The 16601-nt window shown below is 72.1% G+C and carries 15 protein-coding genes; 12 read left to right on the top strand and 3 right to left on the bottom strand.

Going from position 1 to position 16601, the window contains the following annotated elements:
* The first annotated feature begins 33 nt into the window (after nt 1-33).
* The 12 genes from ACFWR9_RS31880 (at nt 34) to ACFWR9_RS31825 (ending at nt 13747) form a co-directional block, all read left to right on the top strand.
* Nucleotides 34-702, top strand: a complete 669-nt coding sequence (locus ACFWR9_RS31880) for a GntR family transcriptional regulator (RefSeq protein ID WP_383848090.1) — start codon at nt 34-36, stop codon at nt 700-702.
* Nucleotides 699-1607 carry a dihydrodipicolinate synthase family protein gene (locus ACFWR9_RS31875; RefSeq protein WP_383848088.1) on the top strand — a complete coding sequence of 303 codons (909 nt, stop codon included), beginning with the start codon at nt 699-701 and terminating at the stop codon, nt 1605-1607. The genes ACFWR9_RS31880 and ACFWR9_RS31875 overlap by 4 nt, the downstream gene beginning before the upstream one ends.
* A complete protein-coding gene (gene araD, locus ACFWR9_RS31870; protein ID WP_383848085.1) occupies nt 1604-3343 on the top strand; it encodes an L-arabinonate dehydratase in 1740 nt (579 codons plus the stop codon). The genes ACFWR9_RS31875 and araD overlap by 4 nt, the downstream gene beginning before the upstream one ends.
* A gap of 108 nt (nt 3344-3451) precedes the next feature.
* Complete coding sequence (locus tag ACFWR9_RS31865) at nt 3452-4387, top strand: carbohydrate ABC transporter permease (RefSeq protein ID WP_383848082.1); 936 nt, start codon at nt 3452-3454, stop codon at nt 4385-4387.
* Nucleotides 4384-5283: a carbohydrate ABC transporter permease gene (locus ACFWR9_RS31860; RefSeq protein WP_383848079.1), complete on the top strand. Its 900-nt coding sequence runs from the start codon at nt 4384-4386 to the stop codon at nt 5281-5283. Before ACFWR9_RS31865 ends, ACFWR9_RS31860 begins: the two co-directional genes overlap by 4 nt.
* Nucleotides 5280-6437, top strand: coding sequence for a Gfo/Idh/MocA family protein (locus ACFWR9_RS31855; RefSeq protein WP_383848076.1), 1158 nt, complete (start codon nt 5280-5282; stop codon nt 6435-6437). Before ACFWR9_RS31860 ends, ACFWR9_RS31855 begins: the two co-directional genes overlap by 4 nt.
* Nucleotides 6434-7279 carry a PmoA family protein gene (locus ACFWR9_RS31850; RefSeq protein WP_383848074.1) on the top strand — a complete coding sequence of 282 codons (846 nt, stop codon included), beginning with the start codon at nt 6434-6436 and terminating at the stop codon, nt 7277-7279. The genes ACFWR9_RS31855 and ACFWR9_RS31850 overlap by 4 nt, the downstream gene beginning before the upstream one ends.
* Nucleotides 7276-8805 (top strand): family 43 glycosylhydrolase, encoded by a 1530-nt coding sequence (locus tag ACFWR9_RS31845; protein ID WP_383848071.1) that lies wholly within the window; start codon nt 7276-7278, stop codon nt 8803-8805. The genes ACFWR9_RS31850 and ACFWR9_RS31845 overlap by 4 nt, the downstream gene beginning before the upstream one ends.
* A gap of 49 nt (nt 8806-8854) precedes the next feature.
* A complete protein-coding gene (locus ACFWR9_RS31840) occupies nt 8855-10219 on the top strand; it encodes an ABC transporter substrate-binding protein (protein ID WP_383848069.1) in 1365 nt (454 codons plus the stop codon).
* Between the two features lie 152 nt (nt 10220-10371).
* The gene (locus ACFWR9_RS31835; protein WP_383848066.1) at nt 10372-11682 is read left to right on the top strand and encodes a polysaccharide lyase family 1 protein; all 1311 of its coding nucleotides are present in this window, start codon (nt 10372-10374) and stop codon (nt 11680-11682) included.
* 17 nt (nt 11683-11699) lie between these two features.
* On the top strand, nt 11700-12833 hold the full coding sequence (locus ACFWR9_RS31830; protein ID WP_383848063.1) for a pectinesterase family protein: 1134 nt from the start codon (nt 11700-11702) through the stop codon (nt 12831-12833).
* Nucleotides 12834-12949: 116 nt separating this feature from the next.
* Nucleotides 12950-13747, top strand: a complete 798-nt coding sequence (locus tag ACFWR9_RS31825) for an HAD family acid phosphatase (protein ID WP_383848061.1) — start codon at nt 12950-12952, stop codon at nt 13745-13747.
* Between the two features lie 30 nt (nt 13748-13777).
* Here ACFWR9_RS31825 and ACFWR9_RS31820 read toward each other — a convergent pair whose 3' ends face one another.
* The 3 genes from ACFWR9_RS31820 to ACFWR9_RS31810 all read right to left on the bottom strand — a co-directional run bounded on the left by ACFWR9_RS31820 (nt 13778) and on the right by ACFWR9_RS31810 (nt 16589).
* Nucleotides 13778-14497 (bottom strand): hypothetical protein, encoded by a 720-nt coding sequence (locus tag ACFWR9_RS31820; protein ID WP_383848059.1) that lies wholly within the window; start codon nt 14495-14497, stop codon nt 13778-13780.
* Entirely contained in the window at nt 14494-15063 is a 570-nt protein-coding gene (locus tag ACFWR9_RS31815) for a SigE family RNA polymerase sigma factor (RefSeq protein ID WP_383848056.1), read from the bottom strand. The genes ACFWR9_RS31820 and ACFWR9_RS31815 overlap by 4 nt, the downstream gene beginning before the upstream one ends.
* 71 nt (nt 15064-15134) lie before the next feature.
* Nucleotides 15135-16589: a peptidoglycan D,D-transpeptidase FtsI family protein gene (locus ACFWR9_RS31810; protein ID WP_383848054.1), complete on the bottom strand. Its 1455-nt coding sequence runs from the start codon at nt 16587-16589 to the stop codon at nt 15135-15137.
* Nucleotides 16590-16601: the final 12 nt, after the last annotated feature.

The raw sequence follows: 16601 nt of genomic DNA, 5'->3' as shown, positions 1-16601 counted from the left end.
CGCGCATCCGACGCGAGATTCCGAGAGGCGCGCATGACCTCTGTGCCCACGCCGATCCCCTCCCGCACGCAGTACGTGCTGGAGGAGATCAAACGCCGCATCCTCACCGGCCGGCTCACGCCGGGCCAGGCCCTGGTCGAGACCGACCTCGCCGCACAGTTCGGGGTGTCCAAGACACCGGTGCGCGAGGCGCTCAAGACGCTGGCCGGGACCGGACTGGTCGTGATGAACCAGTACAAGGGCGTCACGGTGCGCATGGTGGACGCGGACATGGCGCGCGAGGTCTACGACGTACGGCTGCTCCTGGAGCCCGAGGCCCTGCGGCGCGCCGTGCGCCGCGGCGCCTCCCTGGACGCCGCCCGCTCCGCGCTGACCCGGGCCGCCCGGGCCACCGACACGGCTGAACGGTCGCTGGCCAACCGCGAGTTCCACCGCGCCCTGTACGTGCCGTGCGGCAACCCGCTGCTCGGCCGGATGCTCGACGAGGTCCGCGACCAGGCGGCCCTCGTCTCCGCCGTCGCCTGGGCCGCCGACCCCTCCTGGCAGCGGGAGGCCGGCGAGCACCAGGAGATCCTGCGCCTCGCCCTCGCCGGCGACGCGGACGGCGCCGCCCGCGCCCTGCACGCGCACATCGCGTCCTTCGTCGAGCGGGCCTTCCCCGAAGCGGGGACGCCGGCCCAGGAAGAGGACGGTCAGGCATGACAGCGACGTTCGAGACCCAGCGGGCGGCCCTGGCCGACGTGGTGGCGATCCCGGTGACCCCGTTCGCCGAGGACGGCTCCGTCGACCCCGCCACCTACCGGGCCCTGCTGCGTCGCCTCCTCGACGGCGGCATCACGACGCTCACCCCGGGCGGCAACACCGGCGAGTTCTACGCCCTCACCCCGGCCGAACGGCGCCTCGTCACCGAGCTGACCGTCGAGGAGGCCGGCGACCGCGCCGCGATCCTGGTCGGCGTCGGCCACGACCTGCCCACCGCCGTCGCCTCCGCACGGCACGCCCGGGAACTGGGCGCCTCGATGGTGATGGTCCACCAGCCCGTCCACCCCTACGTCGCCCAGGGCGGCTGGGTCGACTACCACCGCGCGATCGCCGAGGCCGTGCCCGGACTCGGCGTCGTGCCCTACATCCGCGACGACCGGCTCACCGGCGCCCGCCTCGCCGAACTCGCCGACGCCTGCCCCAACGTCCTCGGCGTCAAGTACGCCGTACCGGACGCCGCCAGGTTCGCCGCCTTCGCCCGCGACGCCGGCCTCGAACGCTTCGTGTGGATCGCGGGCCTGGCCGAGCCGTACGCCCCCTCGTACTTCAGCGCGGGAGCCACCGGCTTCACCTCGGGGCTGGTGAACGTCGCCCCGGCGGTCTCGCTGAACATGATCGAAGCGCTTCGATCGGGCGACTACCCGGCCGCCATGAAGGTCTGGGAGCAGATCCGCCGCTTCGAGGAGCTGCGTGCCGCGGGCGGCTCCGCCAACAACGTCACCGTGGTCAAGGAGGCCCTCGCCGCCCTCGGCCTGTGCCGGCGGGAGGTCCGCCCGCCGAGCAAGCCCCTGCCCGAGAGCGAGCGCGCCGAGGTCGCCGCCATCGCCGCCGGATGGTCGATATGACACCCCAAAAGTCCCCCGAACAGCTGCGCAGCCACCAGTGGTACGGCAGCGGCGTCTCCTCGGGCCTGCGCTCCTTCAGCCACCGCGCCCGCACCCGGCAGCTCGGCTACCTGCCCGAGGAGCACCTCGGCAAGCCCGTCATCGCGATCCTCAACACCTGGTCCGACATCAACCCCTGCCACGTCCACCTGCGCGACCGCGCCCAGGCGGTCAAGCGGGGTGTCTGGCAGGCGGGCGGATTTCCGCTGGAGTTCCCGGTCTCCACGCTCAGCGAGACCTTCCAGAAGCCGACGCCCATGCTCTACCGCAACCTCCTCGCCATGGAGACCGAGGAACTGCTGCGCTCCTACCCGGTGGACGGCGCCGTGCTGATGGGCGGCTGCGACAAGTCGACCCCCGCCCTGCTGATGGGCGCCGCCAGCGTCGACCTCCCGGCGGTGTTCGTGCCCGCCGGGCCGATGCTCCCCGGGCACTGGCGCGGCGAGACCCTCGGCTCCGGCACCGACATGTGGAAGTACTGGGACGACATGCGGGCCGGGCTCATCGGCGACTGCGAGATGCACGAACTGGAGAGCGGTCTGGCCCGCTCGCCCGGCCACTGCATGACGATGGGTACGGCGTCCACGCTCACCGCCGCCGCCGAAGCCCTCGGCGTCACGGTTCCGGGCGCCTCCAGCATCCCGGCCGTCGACTCCGGCCACGACCGGATGGCCGCCGCTGCCGGCCTGCGCATCGTGGAACTGGTGCACAAGGACCGGAAGCTGAGCGACATCCTCACCGCCGACGCCTTCGAGGACGCGGTCACCACGGTCCTCGGCCTCGGCGGCTCCACCAACGCCGTCATCCACCTGATCGCCATGGCGGGCCGCGCGGGCGTCACCCTCACGCTCGACGACTTCGACCGCGTCGCCCGCACGGTGCCGGTCCTGGCCAACGTACGGCCCGGCGGACAGACGTACCTGATGGAGGACTTCCACTTCGCCGGCGGCCTGCCCGGCTTCCTCTCCCGCATCCCCGACCTGCTCCACCTGGACCGGCCCACCGTCGCGCACGACACGATGCGGGAACAGCTGGCGGGCGCCCTCGTCCACCACGACGACGTCATCCGGCCCCGGGACAACCCCGTCGCGAGCGAGGGCGGGGTGGCCGTCCTGCGCGGCAACCTCTGCCCCGACGGCGCGGTCATCAAGCACATCGCCGCCGAGCCGCACCTGCTCAAGCACACCGGGCGCGCGGTCGTCTTCGACGACTACCGGACCATGCAGCGCACCATCAACGACCCGGACCTGAACATCACCGCCGACAGCGTGCTGGTGCTGCGCGGCTCCGGCCCCAAGGGCGGCCCCGGCATGCCCGAGTACGGGATGCTGCCCATCCCCGACCACCTGCTCAAGCAGGGCGTGCGCGACATGGTCCGGATCTCCGACGCCCGGATGAGCGGCACGAGTTACGGCGCCTGCGTGCTGCACGTGGCCCCCGAGTCGCACGTCGGCGGACCTCTGGCGCTGGTGCGCACCGGCGACTCGATCACCCTCGACGTCGAGGCGCGCTCGCTGCGGCTCGTCGTGGACGACGAGGAGCTGGCGCGGCGCCGGGCGGCGTGGACGCCGCCGCCCGCCCGCCACGAGCGCGGCTACGGCGCGCTCTACGACGAACAGATCACCCAGGCCGACACCGGCTGCGACTTCGAGTTCCTGGCCCGCCCGGGCCAGGTGCAGGACCCGTACGCAGGCTGACCCCACCCCACGAAAGACCTCCGCACCCCCCTGCACGCCGAGAAAGCGCTTCCTGTACGACCTGTACGACCCACGCACGACGTACCAGAACCAGAACGGAGAACTGTCATGGCCCAAGCCGCAGCCGTGGCGAAACCGCCCGCGCCACCCCGGCGGCGCCGTGCCTCCGCCACCCCGCGCAGGCTCCCCTACCTGCTGATCGGGCCGGCCGTCCTGCTGATGCTGGGCTTCATCGCCTATCCGGTCATCAGCGTCTTCTACTACAGCCTGCAGCACTACAACCCCACCAAGCCGTGGCGCAACGGCTTCGCGGGCTTCGACAACTTCGTCAGGATCTTCACCGACGACCCGGTGTTCCTGGACACCCTCGTCTTCAGCGCCAAGTGGGTCTTCGTCGAGGTAGGGCTGCAACTGCTCTTCGGCCTGGCACTGGCGCTCATCGTCAACCAGACCTTCGTCGGCCGGGGCGTGGGGCGCGCCCTGGTCTTCTCCCCATGGGCCGTCTCCGGCGTCCTGACCTCCGCCATCTGGGTGCTGCTCTACAACTCCCAGACCGGCGTCACCCGTTACCTCGCCGACATGGGCATCGGCACCTACGGCACCAGCTGGCTCTCCGACACCTCGACCGTGTTCTCCGCGGCGGTCGTCGCCGACCTGTGGCGCGGCGTCCCCTTCTTCGCGATCCTCATCCTCGCCGACCTCCAGTCCGTCTCGAAGGACCTGTACGAGGCCGCCGAGGTCGACGGGGCGAGCCGTCTCAAGCAGTTCTGGCACATCACGCTGCCGCACCTGAAGGACGCCATCATCCTGTCCACGCTGCTGCGCGCGGTGTGGGAGTTCAACAACGTCGACCTGCTCTACACCCTGACCGGCGGCGGACCCGCGGGAGTGACCACGACCCTGCCGCTGTACATCGCCAACACCAGCGTCGACGCCCACGACTTCGGCTACGCGTCGGCCCTCACCACGGTCGCGTTCGTGATCCTGCTCTTCTGCTCGATCGTCTACCTGCGGCTGAGCAAGTTCGGAGGCGAGAACAAGTGATCACCAAGGAGGCCACCGCGCCCGCCCCCGCGCCCGCGCGGGCCGACCACGAACCGCCGCGTCCGGCCCGCAAGCGCCGCCCCGCCTGGGACGAGGTCCCCCGCTGGCAGATCTACCTGCCGCTCGGCATCTACCTGGTCTTCACCCTGGTCCCGTTCTACTGGATCCTGCTCTTCGCGCTGCGCCCGGCGGGCTCGACCTCGCTGGTGCCCTGGCCGATGACGTTCGACCACTTCGAGAAGGTGTGGACCGACCGAAGCTTCGGCACCTTCTTCCAGAACAGCGTCTACGTCGGCCTCGCCACCCTGCTGATGACCACCCTCGTCGCCCTGGCCGGCGGCTACGCCCTCGCCCGGTTCGACTTCAAGGTCAAGCGGGTCTTCATGCTCGGCCTGCTGTGCTCCCAGTTCGTGCCCGGCGCGCTGCTGCTCGTGCCGCTGTTCGAGATCTTCGCCGAACTCCAGATGATCAACTCGCTCGGCAGCGTCATCCTCGCCGAGACGGTCTTCCAGCTGCCGCTGTCGATCATCCTGATCAGCAACTTCATCAAGAACGTGCCGTACTCCCTGGAGGAGGCGGCCTGGGTCGACGGCTGCGGCCGGTTCCGGGCCTTCCGGATTGTCGTGCTGCCGCTGCTGCGGCCGGGTCTGATCGCGGTGGGCTCCTTCGCCTTCGTGCACTCCTGGAACCACTTCCTGTTCGCCCTGATGTTCCTCAACAACCAGTCCAAGCAGACCATCCCGGTCGGCCTGAACTCCCTGATGAGCGCGGACAGCGTCGACCTCGGCGCGCTCGCGGCGGGCGGCATCATCGCCGCGGTCCCCGTCGTGATCGTCTTCGCCTTCATCCAGAAGTGGCTGATCACCGGCTTCAGCGCGGGGGCGGTGAAGGGATGAGCCCGGTTCCCGTCGTCCTCGCCGGCGCCCGCGGGCACGGGCACTGGCACGTCGCCAACATCCGGCGTCTGGAGCGGGCCGGACTGGTCCGGCTGGCCGGCATCTGCGAACTGGCCCCGCTGACCGAGCAGGAGGCCGGCGGGGAACTCCCCGAGCAGTCCGCCGACTTCGGCGCCCTGCTGGACTCCACCGGTGCCCGGGTCGCGGTGGTCTGCACGCCGATCCCCACCCACACCGACCTCGCGCTGACCGCCGCCCGGCGGGGCGTGCACCTCCTCCTGGAGAAGCCCCCGGCGCCCTCCTACGCCGAGTTCCGCCGGATGGCCGACGGGGTCGCCGAGACCGGCGTCGCCTGCCAGGTCGGGTTCCAGTCGCTCGGCTCGCACGCGGTGCCCGCGGTCCGGGAACTGGTGGCCGAGGGGGCGATCGGTGAGGTCGAGGGCGTCGGCGGGGCCGGGGCGTGGGTGCGGGACGAGGCCTACTTCCGCCGGGCGCCCTGGGCGGGCCGGCGGCGGATGGACGGCGCCGACGTGATCGACGGGGCGCTGACCAACCCGCTGGCGCACGCCGTCGCCACCGCCCTCGCGCTCGGCGGCACCACCCGCGCCGAGGACGTCACGGGCATCGAGACCGAGCTGAGCCACGCCAACGACATCGAGGCCGACGACACCTCCTGCGTGCGGATCGGCACCGCGCGCGGGCACCGCGTCACCGTCGCCGCGACCCTGTGCGCGGAGCGGGCCGCCGAGCCGTACGTCCTGCTGCACGGCGGCAGCGGCCGTATCACCTTCTGGTACAAGCAGGACCGCGTCCTGCTCCAGCGCGGCGGCCACGGCCCCGAGGAGTACCAGTACGGCCGCACCGACCTGCTGGAGAACCTGGTCGGCCACCTCACCACCGGCGCCGCCCTGCTGGTGCCGCCGGACGAGACCGGCGCCTTCATGCGGGTCGTGGAGGCGATCCGCAGGGCTCCCGACCCGGACCCGCTGCCCGCCGCCGCCTGGCACCGCGTCCCCGGTGAGAGCCGCCGCGTGGTCCCCGGCGTCGACGGACTCGTGGCCGCCGCCGCCGACACCCTCTGCCTCTACTCCGAGCTGGGCGCGCCCTGGGCGCCGCGCACCGAGCACGTGCTGAACGAGGTGAGCACCCGATGACCGGCGCCGACACCCCGGTGCTGCGCGTGGCGGGCCGCCCCGTCGCCCGGTACCTCACCCGGCCAGAGCTGCCGGCCCGGCTCTCCCCGCGCCCCTGCCTGCACCCCGTCACCACCCTGGCCGGCACCCCCGTCACCGAGTTCCGCCCCGCCGACCACCTCCATCACCTCGGCGTCGGTGTCGCCGTTCCCGACGTCGAGGGGCACAACTTCTGGGGCGGGCGCACCTACGTCCGCGGCCATGGCCCGACCGAGCTGGACAACCACGGCGCGCAGCGGCACACCGCCTTCCAGCTCCGCGACCCGGACGGCTTCGTCGAGGAACTGCGCTGGGTCGCCGCGGGCACCGAGCTGCTGCGTGAACGCCGCACGGTCGCCGCCACCGGACTCACCGCCACCGCCTGGGCGCTGGACTTCACCTTCTCCCTCACCAACGCCACCGGGGCCCCGCTCACCCTCGGCAGTCCCGCCACCAACGGGCGCCCCGGCGCGGCCTACGGCGGCTTCTTCTGGCGGGCCCGCAAGGAGAGCGCGGCCCCGCGGGTCTTCACCGCCGGCCGGGAGGGCGAGCCGGAGGTCCACGGCCACCGCGCCGACTGGCTCGCGCTGACCGGCGACACCTGGTCGCTGGTCTTCGCCGGCGCCACCGCACGGACCCGGCGCGACCCGTGGTTCGTGCGCACCGAGGAGTACCCGGGGGTGGGTTCGTCGCTGGCCCACGACGACCGGGTGGCCGTCGAGCCGGGGGACACCCTCGTCCGCCGGATCGTCACCGTGGTCGCCGACGGCCGCCTCGACGGCGACGGCGCCGCCGCCCTCGTACGGAAGGCGGTCGGCCGGTGACCCCCGAGAGCGCGCGGACGTACACCAACCCGGTGCTGAACGCGGACTGGTCCGATCCGGACGTCGTGCGGGTCGGCGACGACTTCTACCTGACCGCCTCCAGCTTCGGCCGCGTGCCCGGCCTGCCCCTGCTGCACTCCCGGGACCTGGTCAACTGGACCCTGGTCGGGCACGCCCTGGACCGCCTGGAACCCGCCCACGCCTTCGCGGCGCCCGGCCCCGACCGCGGCGTCTGGGCGCCGTCCCTGCGGCACCACGCCGACCGCTTCTGGATCTTCTGGGGCGACCCGGACCAGGGCGTCTTCCAGGTCAACGCCCCCGAGATCCGCGGGCCGTGGACCGCGCCCCGCCTGGTGAAGGCGGGCAAGGGACTGATCGACCCCTGCCCCCTGTGGGACGACGAGACGGGCGAGGCGTACCTCGTGCACGCCTGGGCCAGGTCCCGCTCCGGGATCAAGAACCGCCTCACCGGCCACCGCATGCACCCCGACGGCACCGAGGTCCTGGACGAGGGCGAGGTGATCGTCGACGGGGACCGCATCCCCGGCTGGTTCACCCTGGAGGGCCCCAAGCTCCACCGGCACGACGGCTGGTTCTGGATCCTGGCGCCCGCGGGCTCGGTCGAGACCGGCTGGCAGGGCGCCTTCCGCTCACGCGGCTTCTTCGGGCCGTACGAGGAGCGGGTCGTCCTCGAACAGAAGGACACCGACGTCAACGGCCCCCACCAGGGCGGCTGGGTGCGCACGGCGTCCGGCGAGGACTGGTTCCTGCACTTCCAGCAGCGCGGCGCGTACGGGCGGGTGGTGCACCTCCAGCCCATGGTGTGGGGCACGGACGGCTGGCCGGTGCTGGGCGACGACGGCGCCCCGGTCACCGAGCACCGGCGTCCCGCCCTGCCGCCGCAGCCGCCCGCCGCGCCGGCCACCGGCGACGACTTCCCCGGCGGTCGCCACGGCCGCCAGTGGTCGTGGACGGCCAATCCCCGTGACGGCTGGGCCACCCAGCACTCGGGGGACGGGCTGCGCCTCGCCTGCGTCCGCTCCGACGACGCGCACGACCTGCGCCGCGTGCCGAGCGTGCTCACGCAGCGGCTGCCCGGCGAGCCGCGCGTGGTCGAGGTGGAGCTGCGGCTGGACAGCGAGGAGCCGGGCGCGCGGGCCGGGCTCGCGGTGCTCGGCGACGCCTACCGCTGGATCGGGCTCCAGCGGGACGCGGACGGGACGGCGTACCTGGTGCACCGGTTCGCCGAGTCGGTGGCGCAGGCCGAGCGGGACGCCGACCGGCCCCGCCCCGCACCGCGGGGGCGTGCGCTCCTGCGGGTGGAGACCGTCACCGGGGCCCGGTGCCGTTTCTCCTACGACCTGGGCGACGGCCCGTGCCCCACCGGCCGGGACTTCGCCGCCACCCCCTGGCGCTGGGTCGGCGCCCTGCTCGGCCTGTTCGCCCTGGCGCCCGCCGGCCAGGGACACGCCGGCGCGGCCACCTTCACCCGGTTCCGCGTCGGACCGCACCGGCCCGCCTACTGAACCACCCGAAGCTCCCCCTTTGTTGGATCCAGAAGAAGAGAGCCGACCAATGAAGATCAGCATTCTCAGCAGCAGAGGCACAGGCAGGCGCCGCACGTCCGCCGCCGTCGCCCTCGGCGCCGTGCTCGCGCTGACCGCCACCGCCTGCGGTGACGACGGCAGCGGGGCCGGCGGCGGCAAGGGCGCCGAGGGCAGCGGCAAGGGGAAGATCGTCTTCTGGGACAACAACGGCGGTATCCGTACGGCCGTCTGGAAGGAGATCATCGCCGACTTCGAGAAGGCCAACCCGGACATCGACGTGGAGTACGTCGGGATCGCCGCCACCGAGTACCAGTCCAAGGTCGACACCGCCATCCAGGGCGGGGGCCTGCCGGACGTCGGCGGCGTCACCGCGTCGATGCTCGCGGGCTTCTCCGCCCAGGGCGCCCTGGAGCCGCTGGACGGACGGCTCGCGAAGTCCTCCCTGAACGGGCAGCTCAACAAGGACATGGTCGAGTCGCTGAAGGCGGCCGGCGGCGGCGACGGCACCCTGTACTCGGTGCCGACCTCCGCCAACAACGGCGTCCTCTACTACCGCACCGACCTGTTCGAGAAGGCCGGGCTGGAGGAGCCGACGACCTGGGACCGCTTCTTCACGGCCGCCGAGAAGCTCACCAAGGCGGACAAGAACGAGTTCGGCTACACCATCCGCGGCGGCTCCGGCTCCATCGCCCAGGCCCTCGACGCGATGTACGGACAGTCCGGCATCACCTCGTTCTGGGACGCCGACAAGAAGAAGACCACCGTCAACGACCCGAAGAACGTCGAGGCGCTGGAGAAGTACGCCGCCCTCTACAAGAAGGTCACGCCGGCCGCCGACGTCAACAACGACTTCGCCAAGATGGTCGCCCAGTGGGACACCGGCACGATCGGCATGCTCAACCACAACCTCGGCTCCTACCAGGACCACGTGAAGGCGCTCGGGGTCGACAAGTTCCGCGGCGTCCCGCAGCCGGTCGGCCCCGGCGGCAAGCGGGTCCAGGTGTCCAACCCGGTCGACGGGCTCGGCGTGTTCAAGAGCTCCAAGAACAAGGAGGCGGCCTGGAAGTTCATCGAGTTCGCCACATCGAAGGAGCAGAACTCGAAGTTCAACGAGTCGGCCGGGCAGGTGCCCTCCAACACCGGGGCCGGGCAGGACGCGTGGATCCAGAGGGCCGAGCCGACGAAGCTGGCGGCGGAGGCGCTGAGTGACGGGTCTACGACCATCGTGCAGCTGCCGTACTACCTGCCGGACTGGAACACGCTGTCCAAGTCGGAGAGTGAGCCGGCGTTCCAGAAGGTGTTGCTCGGGGACATGAGTGCGGAGTCGTTCCTCGATGAGCTGGCCGAGAAGCTGAATGCTGCGCAGGCCGACTGGGTTGAGCAGTTGGGTTAGTTCTGCCGGGTTTCGCCGTGGGACGGCCCGTTGTGTTCGGGCTGCGGGTCGTCCTCGGCTGGGCGCGCAGTTCCCCGCGCCCCTGGGGTGGGTGGTCTGCCCCCCCGTCATAAGGCACTGGCGTGTCACTCAAGAACAAGGAGAGCCGCACTATGCATCTGCGCAGAGTTGGCCTGCTGGCCGGCTGTACCGCCCTCGTGCTGACCCTGACCGCCGCCACCGCCCAAGCCCGGCCCGGGCACCACCCTCCCCGTGATGTAGCCCGGCAGACGTTGCCGGTGAAGGACGGGTGGGCCGCCGAAGGGGCCGGGACCACTGGTGGGGCCGCCGCCGACGCTTCCCGCGTCTTCACCGTGACCGACTGGGACGGGTTCCGTGCCGCCCTCGCCGTCGAAGGCACCGCGCCGAGGATCATCAAGGTGAAGGGGACCGTCGACGCCGCCGCCGAGGGGTGCGACGCCTTCGCCGCGCCCGGCTACGACTTCGACGCCTACCTGGAGAAGTACAGCCCCGAGAACTGGGGCACGGAGACCGACCTGAGTGCCGAGGCCGACGGCAGTCCCGAGGGGCTGCGCCGGGCCTCCGCCGCCCGGCAGGAACGGGCCGTCAAGGCGGAGGTCCCCTCCAACACCACGATCATCGGCGTCGGCCGCGACGCCGGGCTCAAGGGCGCCAGTCTCCAGATCAAGGGCGTGGACAACGTCATCGTCCGCAACCTGACCTTCGAGAGCCCCGTGGACTGCTTCCCGCAGTGGGACCCCACGGACGGCGACACGGGCAACTGGAACTCCGAGTACGACAGCGCCGTCGTGTACGGATCGACGCACGTCTGGCTCGACCACAACACCTTCACCGACGGAGACCACCCCGACAGCGCGGCGCCCACCTACTTCGGCATGCTCTACCAGCAGCACGACGGCCAGCTCGACGTCGTACGCGGCGCCGACTTCGTCACCGCGTCCTGGAACGTGTTCACCGAGCACGACAAGACGATCCTGATCGGCAACAGCGACAGCGAGTCCACCGCCGCCGGCGACCGCGGGCACCTGAAGGTGACCTTCCACCACAACCTGTTCAAGAACCTCGTCGAGCGCGCCCCCCGGGTGCGGTTCGGGCAGGTCGACGTGTACAACAACCACTTCGTGGCCGGCGAGGACTACGCCTACAGCTTCGGCGTCGGCAAGGAGTCCCAGCTCGTCGCCGAGCACAACGCCTTCACGCTGCCCGACGGCGTCAGCGCCGCGAACGTGCTCAAGCGCTGGAACGACTCGCCGCTCACCGCCGCGCACAACCGCGTCAACGGCCGCACCGTCGACCTGATCGCCGTGCACAACGCGGAGATCCCGGAGGAGACCCTGCGCTCCGGCGCGGGCTGGACGCCCACCCTGCGCACCAGGGTCCTGCCCGCCTGGGCGGTCCCGTTCGCCGTGGACCACGGCGCGGGCGCCGGACGCCTGCGCTGACCCGAAGGAGCACCCGCATGCACCGACCCGCCCTGTCCCGCAGGGGGTTCCTGGTGACGGCCGCCGGCTCGGGCGCCGCGCTCGGCCTCACCGCCCGCCCCGCCGTCGCCGGACCCCGGCCCGACCCGCGCCCCTTCGGCCGCCACGGCTCACCGGCCGCCCGGCGCTCCCCGAAGACCCTGTACGTCGACCCGCGCGGCCGCGGCGACTTCACCTCCGTACAGGCCGCCGTGACCGCGGCCGAGGGGAGCGGCTGGACGCTGGTCCTCGCCCCCGGCACCTACCGCGAGACGGTCCTGCTCGACACCGACCGCACGGGGGCGACCTGGATCGGCGCCTCCGGGGACCCGCGCGACGTCGTCATCGTGTACGACAACGCGGCCGGCACCCCCAAGCCGGACGGCTCCGGCACCTACGGCACCAGCGGGTCGGCCACCACCACCCTGCGCGCCGACGGCTTCACCGCCCGCCACCTCACCTTCGCCAACGACTGGCTGCGCGCCGACCACCCCGGCATCACCGGCACCCAGGCCGTCGCGGTCAAGGTCCAGGGCGACCGCTCCGCCTTCCACCACTGCCGCTTCCTCGGCCACCAGGACACCCTCTACGCCGACAGCCGCGACCTCTCCCTCTTCGCCCGCCAGTACTACGGGCACTGTTACGTCGAGGGCGACGTCGACTTCGTCTTCGGCCGGGCGCCCGCGGTGTACGAGCACTGCCACTTCCGCGCCCTGGCCCGCACCGACCTCGACGCCGCCCCCTACGGCTTCGTCTTCGCGCCGTCCACGGCGGGCGCCAACCCGCGCGGCTACCTGGTGACCGGCGGGCGCGTCGGCAGCGAGGCCCCCGACGGCTACTACAAGCTGGCCCGCCCCTGGGTGCCCAGCTCCGACAGCACCGCCCGCCCGATGCTCACCGTGCGCGAGACCCGCCTCGGCGCGGGCATCGACGCCGTCGCGCCCTACGCGAACATGCGGGACGAACACCCCTGGCAGCGGCAGCGGTTCGGGGAGTACCGCAACTCCGGGGCCGGGGCCGGGGCCGCTGTCACCGTCCCGGAGAACCGGCCCCAGCTCACCCGCGCCGAGGCGGCGGCGCACACCCGGGAGGCGTACCTGGGGGACTGGCGGCCGTACCGGCGCATGCCGTGACGGGCCCGCCGGGTCCGGCACTTGACCCGCTTGACGCGAATTTTGCCAGGTAAAGGGGCGCGGATCCGGCCACGGGTCTCGCGCCCAACCGGGTGACGCGCGTAGAAACATGTGTCATGCATAAACCACTGCGCCTCGCGACCGTCACCGCCGCCTGCGCCGTCGCCGGTGCCGTCCTGTACGGCACGGGCGCCGCCACCGCCGGCCAGTCCACGGTCAACTCCACCCACGAGCCCTACAACATAGGGCAGCTGGCCAAGGACATCGACGCCTACTACGGCACCACTCTCGACGCCGACGGCGTCTACCAGGCCTCCCCGGACAGCCCGTACGCCGCCGACCTGGCCCGGGCAGACGCCGCAGCGAGGAAGCAGATCGACCGGGCGGCCCGCACGGCACACCACCGGCACACGAAGCCGGCGGTCGTCCTGGACATCGACGACACGCTGCTCCTCAGCCTCGACTACGAGAAGAAGAACAACTACGGCTACGACAGCGCCACCTGGGCCGCCTACGTCGACCGCGCCGACCGCCCCGCCGTCCCCGGCAGCCCCGGACTCGTCCGGTACGCCGAGAAGAAGGGCGTCGAGGTCTTCTACAACTCGGGTCTGAGCGAGGAACAGCGCGCCGCCGCCGTGCGGAACCTGAAGAAGGTGGGCGCCGACGTGAACCTCGACGCCGCCCACATGTTCCTCAAGGACAAGGCGCACCCGCCGTCCTACCTCACCCACTGCGCCACCCCCGGCACCTGGACCTGCACCACCGTGCAGTACAAGGCGGGCACCCGCGGGCACATCGAGGGGGACCTCGGGTACGACATCGTCGCCAACGTCGGCGACCAGTACTCCGACCTCCAGGGCGGCCACGCCGACCGGACGTACAAGCTGCCCAACCCGACGTACTTCGTCGAGTAGCGCACCGCCGGGGGCCGGCGCGCGCGGGTGTCAGCCGCCCCCGCGTGGCGTGAAACCGCCCTCCACCGAGTGGTGTCCGGACGCCGCGGTGGCCGTCGCGGAGTAGCGGTCGCCGCGCGCGTCCCGGCCACCGCGCTCGTGGTTGTACTGCCCGGCGAACTTCCACTCGCCCGCCGGGACGGTACGGCCCCGCTTGAGCGTCCAGCGGTAGACGAGGAAGCCGTCCCGTTCCCCGGCCGTGAACGTGAAGTCGGCCTCCGGCAGCGAACGCCACGCGCCCGTTGAGGTGACCGAGCCGGTCTGCGCCACCCGCAGTTCGACGGTGAGCGTGGTCAGGGGAGCGCTCGTCCTCAGGGTGACGTCGCTCTGCGCCCAGAACTCGTTGCTGTGCGGGCCCACCGAGCCGACCGACCACAGCGGGCCGGGCTCCCGTGACCCGGGCTCCCGCGACTCGGACTCCCGCGACCCGGGCGAGGCGGCGACCGAGCGCGGTGCGGGAGCGTCCTCGCCCACCGTCGACGCGGCCAGGTAGCCGCCGGTCACCAGGACGCCCGCGACCGCTACGGTCGCCCCGGCCACCCGCGCCCAGCCCGGCAGCGCACGGCCCGGCCGATGGTGCCCGGTGCCGTCCTCGGCCGTCATGCCGCGCTCCACCCGGGCCAGGATGCGCGCCCGGTCCGGCTGGTGCGCCCCGGCCGCTCCGCGCAGCCGGGCGCGCAGTTCCGCGTCGGCGTCCCGCCGCCCGGTCATCCGGCCCCTCCCGCGGCCTCACCGCTGCGTGCGATCGCCGCGCGCACCTGCCGACGGGTGGCCGCCCGGGTGCCGAGCAGCCGCTGCAGTTCGGCGACGCCCTTCGAGGTCTGGCTCTTGACCGTGCCCACCGAGACGCCCAGGGCGAGCGCCGTGTCCCGTTCGGAGAGGTCGAACGCGTGCCGCAGCACCACACAGGCCCGCTTGCGGAACGGCAGCCGGCGCAGCGCCTTCTGCACGTCGACGACCCCGGCGACGTCCGGGTCCTCCGTCCGCCCCTCGCGCTGCGACCAGAACAGGGCGGCCCGTCTGCGCTCGCGCACGGCGGCGCGGATACGGGAGCGGGCCAGATTGGCGACGACACCGCGGGCGTACGCCACCGGATGGTCGGCCGCGCGCACCCGGTCCCAGCGGTGCCACAGAGCCAGCAGGGCGTCCGCCGCGAGGTCGTCGGCGGCGTCCGGCTCGCCCGTCAGCAGCTGGGCGAGCCGGGCCAGCTCGGCGTAGTGGCGTTCGAAGAAGGCGTGGAACTCCGCGGAGGCGGCGTCGTCGACGGCTCTCCCCACGGGCGGACCCTCCTCGCAGCGGCTTCCCCGGCGTCGAACACCGTATGACAGACCGAACCCGCTGGGGAGGGTCAGCTCTTGAGCGCCGCCTCCATCATCGCCTTGGCCACCGGGGCCGCCAGGCCGTTGCCGCTGACCTCGGAGCGGGCCGCGTCGGACTGCTCGATGATGACCGCCACCGCGACCTCCTTGTCCGAGGAGTCGGACTTGGCGTACGAGGTGAACCAGGCGTACGGCGTCTTGCTGTTGTTCTCGCCGTGCTGGGCCGTGCCCGTCTTGCCGCCCACCGTCGCGCCGGCGATCTGCGCGTTCGACCCGGTGCCCTCGTCGACGACGGTCTGCATGGCCGACTGGAGCTGCTCGGCGGTGTCGGAGCCGACGATCCGCTTCGAGTCCGCGTCGGAGTGGTCCTCCAGGGTGTCGCCGCCGCTGTCGGTCACCTGCGACACCATGTGCGGGGAGACCAGCTCGCCGCCGTTGGCGAGGGCCGCGGAGACCATCGCCATCTGCAGCGGGGTCGCCGTCACGTCGAACTGGCCGATACCCGTGAGGGCGGTCGACGAGCTGTTCATGTCCTTCGGGTACACGCTGGTGTACGCCCGGACCGGCACGTCCTGCGACTCGTCGTTGAAGCCGAACTTCTCCGCCATGGCGCGCAGCTCGTCCTGGCCGAGGTCGACGGCCATCTTCGCGAACACGTTGTTGCACGAGTACTGGAGCGCGGTGCGGATCGTGGCGTTCTCGCAGGGCGCGTTCGGGTTCTCGTTGGACAGGTCCGTCGCGGTGCCCGGCAGCCGGTACGGGTCCGGGCTGTCGGTCTTCTCGTCCACCGACCCGTAGAGCCCGTTCTCCAGCGCGGCGGCCGCGACGACCAGCTTGAAGGTGGAGCCCGGCGGCAGCGGCTGGCGCAGCGCGCGGTTGGTCAGCGGCTTGTCCGGGTCCTTGGTGAGCTTCTCCCAGGCCTCGCCCGCGGTGTTGGCGTCGGTGAGCGACGTCGGGTCGTACGAGGGGGTCGACACGACCGACAGGATCCTGCCCGTCTTCGGGTCGATCGCGACGGCGGCGCCCTTCGTCTCGCCGAGGGCGTCGAACCCGGCCTTCTGCACGGCAGGGTCGATGGTCGTGACCACGTTGCCCGGCTCGGCGCGCGTGCCGGTGATCGTGTCCATGACGGTCTTCAGCCGTGGGTCGGTGCCGTTGAGCACGTCCTGGTAGATGCCCTCCAGCTGGGTCGGCGCGTACGCCTGCGAGGCGTAGCCCGTCACGGCCGCGTACAGCTTGCCGTTCTCGTACGTGCGTTTGTGGGCGAGGTCGCTCCCCTCCGTGGGCGCCGAACCGGTGACCGACCGGCCGGCCACGATGATGTTCCCGAGCGGCTCCGCGTACGTCTCTATCGCGTTGCGCCGGTTGTCCTTGCTGTCCGCGAGCGCCCGGCCCTCGTAGAACTGCACCCAGGTCGCCCTGATCAGCAGAGCGAACACGAGGAGCAGCGTGAAGACCGATGCGCGCCTGATCGTCTTGTTCATCCCGCTGACAGG

It is taken from the genome of Streptomyces sp. NPDC058534, assembly GCF_042717365.1.
In the GTDB taxonomy this organism is placed as follows: Bacteria; Actinomycetota; Actinomycetes; order Streptomycetales; family Streptomycetaceae; genus Streptomyces.
This window is presented reverse-complemented; position numbering and strand designations above follow the sequence as displayed.

Bases quoted from the DNA above. Each gene is read 5' to 3' on its own strand.
- ACFWR9_RS31820 (WP_383848059.1), bottom strand. From the start codon at position 14,497: ATGACCGGGCGGCGGGACGCCGACGCGGAACTGCGCGCCCGGCTGCGC.
- araD (WP_383848085.1), top strand. From the start codon at position 1,604: ATGACACCCCAAAAGTCCCCCGAACAGCTGCGCAGCCACCAGTGGTAC.
- ACFWR9_RS31865 (WP_383848082.1), top strand. From the start codon at position 3,452: ATGGCCCAAGCCGCAGCCGTGGCGAAACCGCCCGCGCCACCCCGGCGG.
- ACFWR9_RS31850 (WP_383848074.1), top strand. From the start codon at position 6,434: ATGACCGGCGCCGACACCCCGGTGCTGCGCGTGGCGGGCCGCCCCGTC.
- ACFWR9_RS31880 (WP_383848090.1), top strand. From the start codon at position 34: ATGACCTCTGTGCCCACGCCGATCCCCTCCCGCACGCAGTACGTGCTG.
- ACFWR9_RS31875 (WP_383848088.1), top strand. From the start codon at position 699: ATGACAGCGACGTTCGAGACCCAGCGGGCGGCCCTGGCCGACGTGGTG.
- ACFWR9_RS31835 (WP_383848066.1), top strand. From the start codon at position 10,372: ATGCATCTGCGCAGAGTTGGCCTGCTGGCCGGCTGTACCGCCCTCGTG.
- ACFWR9_RS31855 (WP_383848076.1), top strand. From the start codon at position 5,280: ATGAGCCCGGTTCCCGTCGTCCTCGCCGGCGCCCGCGGGCACGGGCAC.
- ACFWR9_RS31810 (WP_383848054.1), bottom strand. From the start codon at position 16,589: ATGAACAAGACGATCAGGCGCGCATCGGTCTTCACGCTGCTCCTCGTG.
- ACFWR9_RS31830 (WP_383848063.1), top strand. From the start codon at position 11,700: ATGCACCGACCCGCCCTGTCCCGCAGGGGGTTCCTGGTGACGGCCGCC.
- ACFWR9_RS31825 (WP_383848061.1), top strand. From the start codon at position 12,950: ATGCATAAACCACTGCGCCTCGCGACCGTCACCGCCGCCTGCGCCGTC.
- ACFWR9_RS31840 (WP_383848069.1), top strand. From the start codon at position 8,855: ATGAAGATCAGCATTCTCAGCAGCAGAGGCACAGGCAGGCGCCGCACG.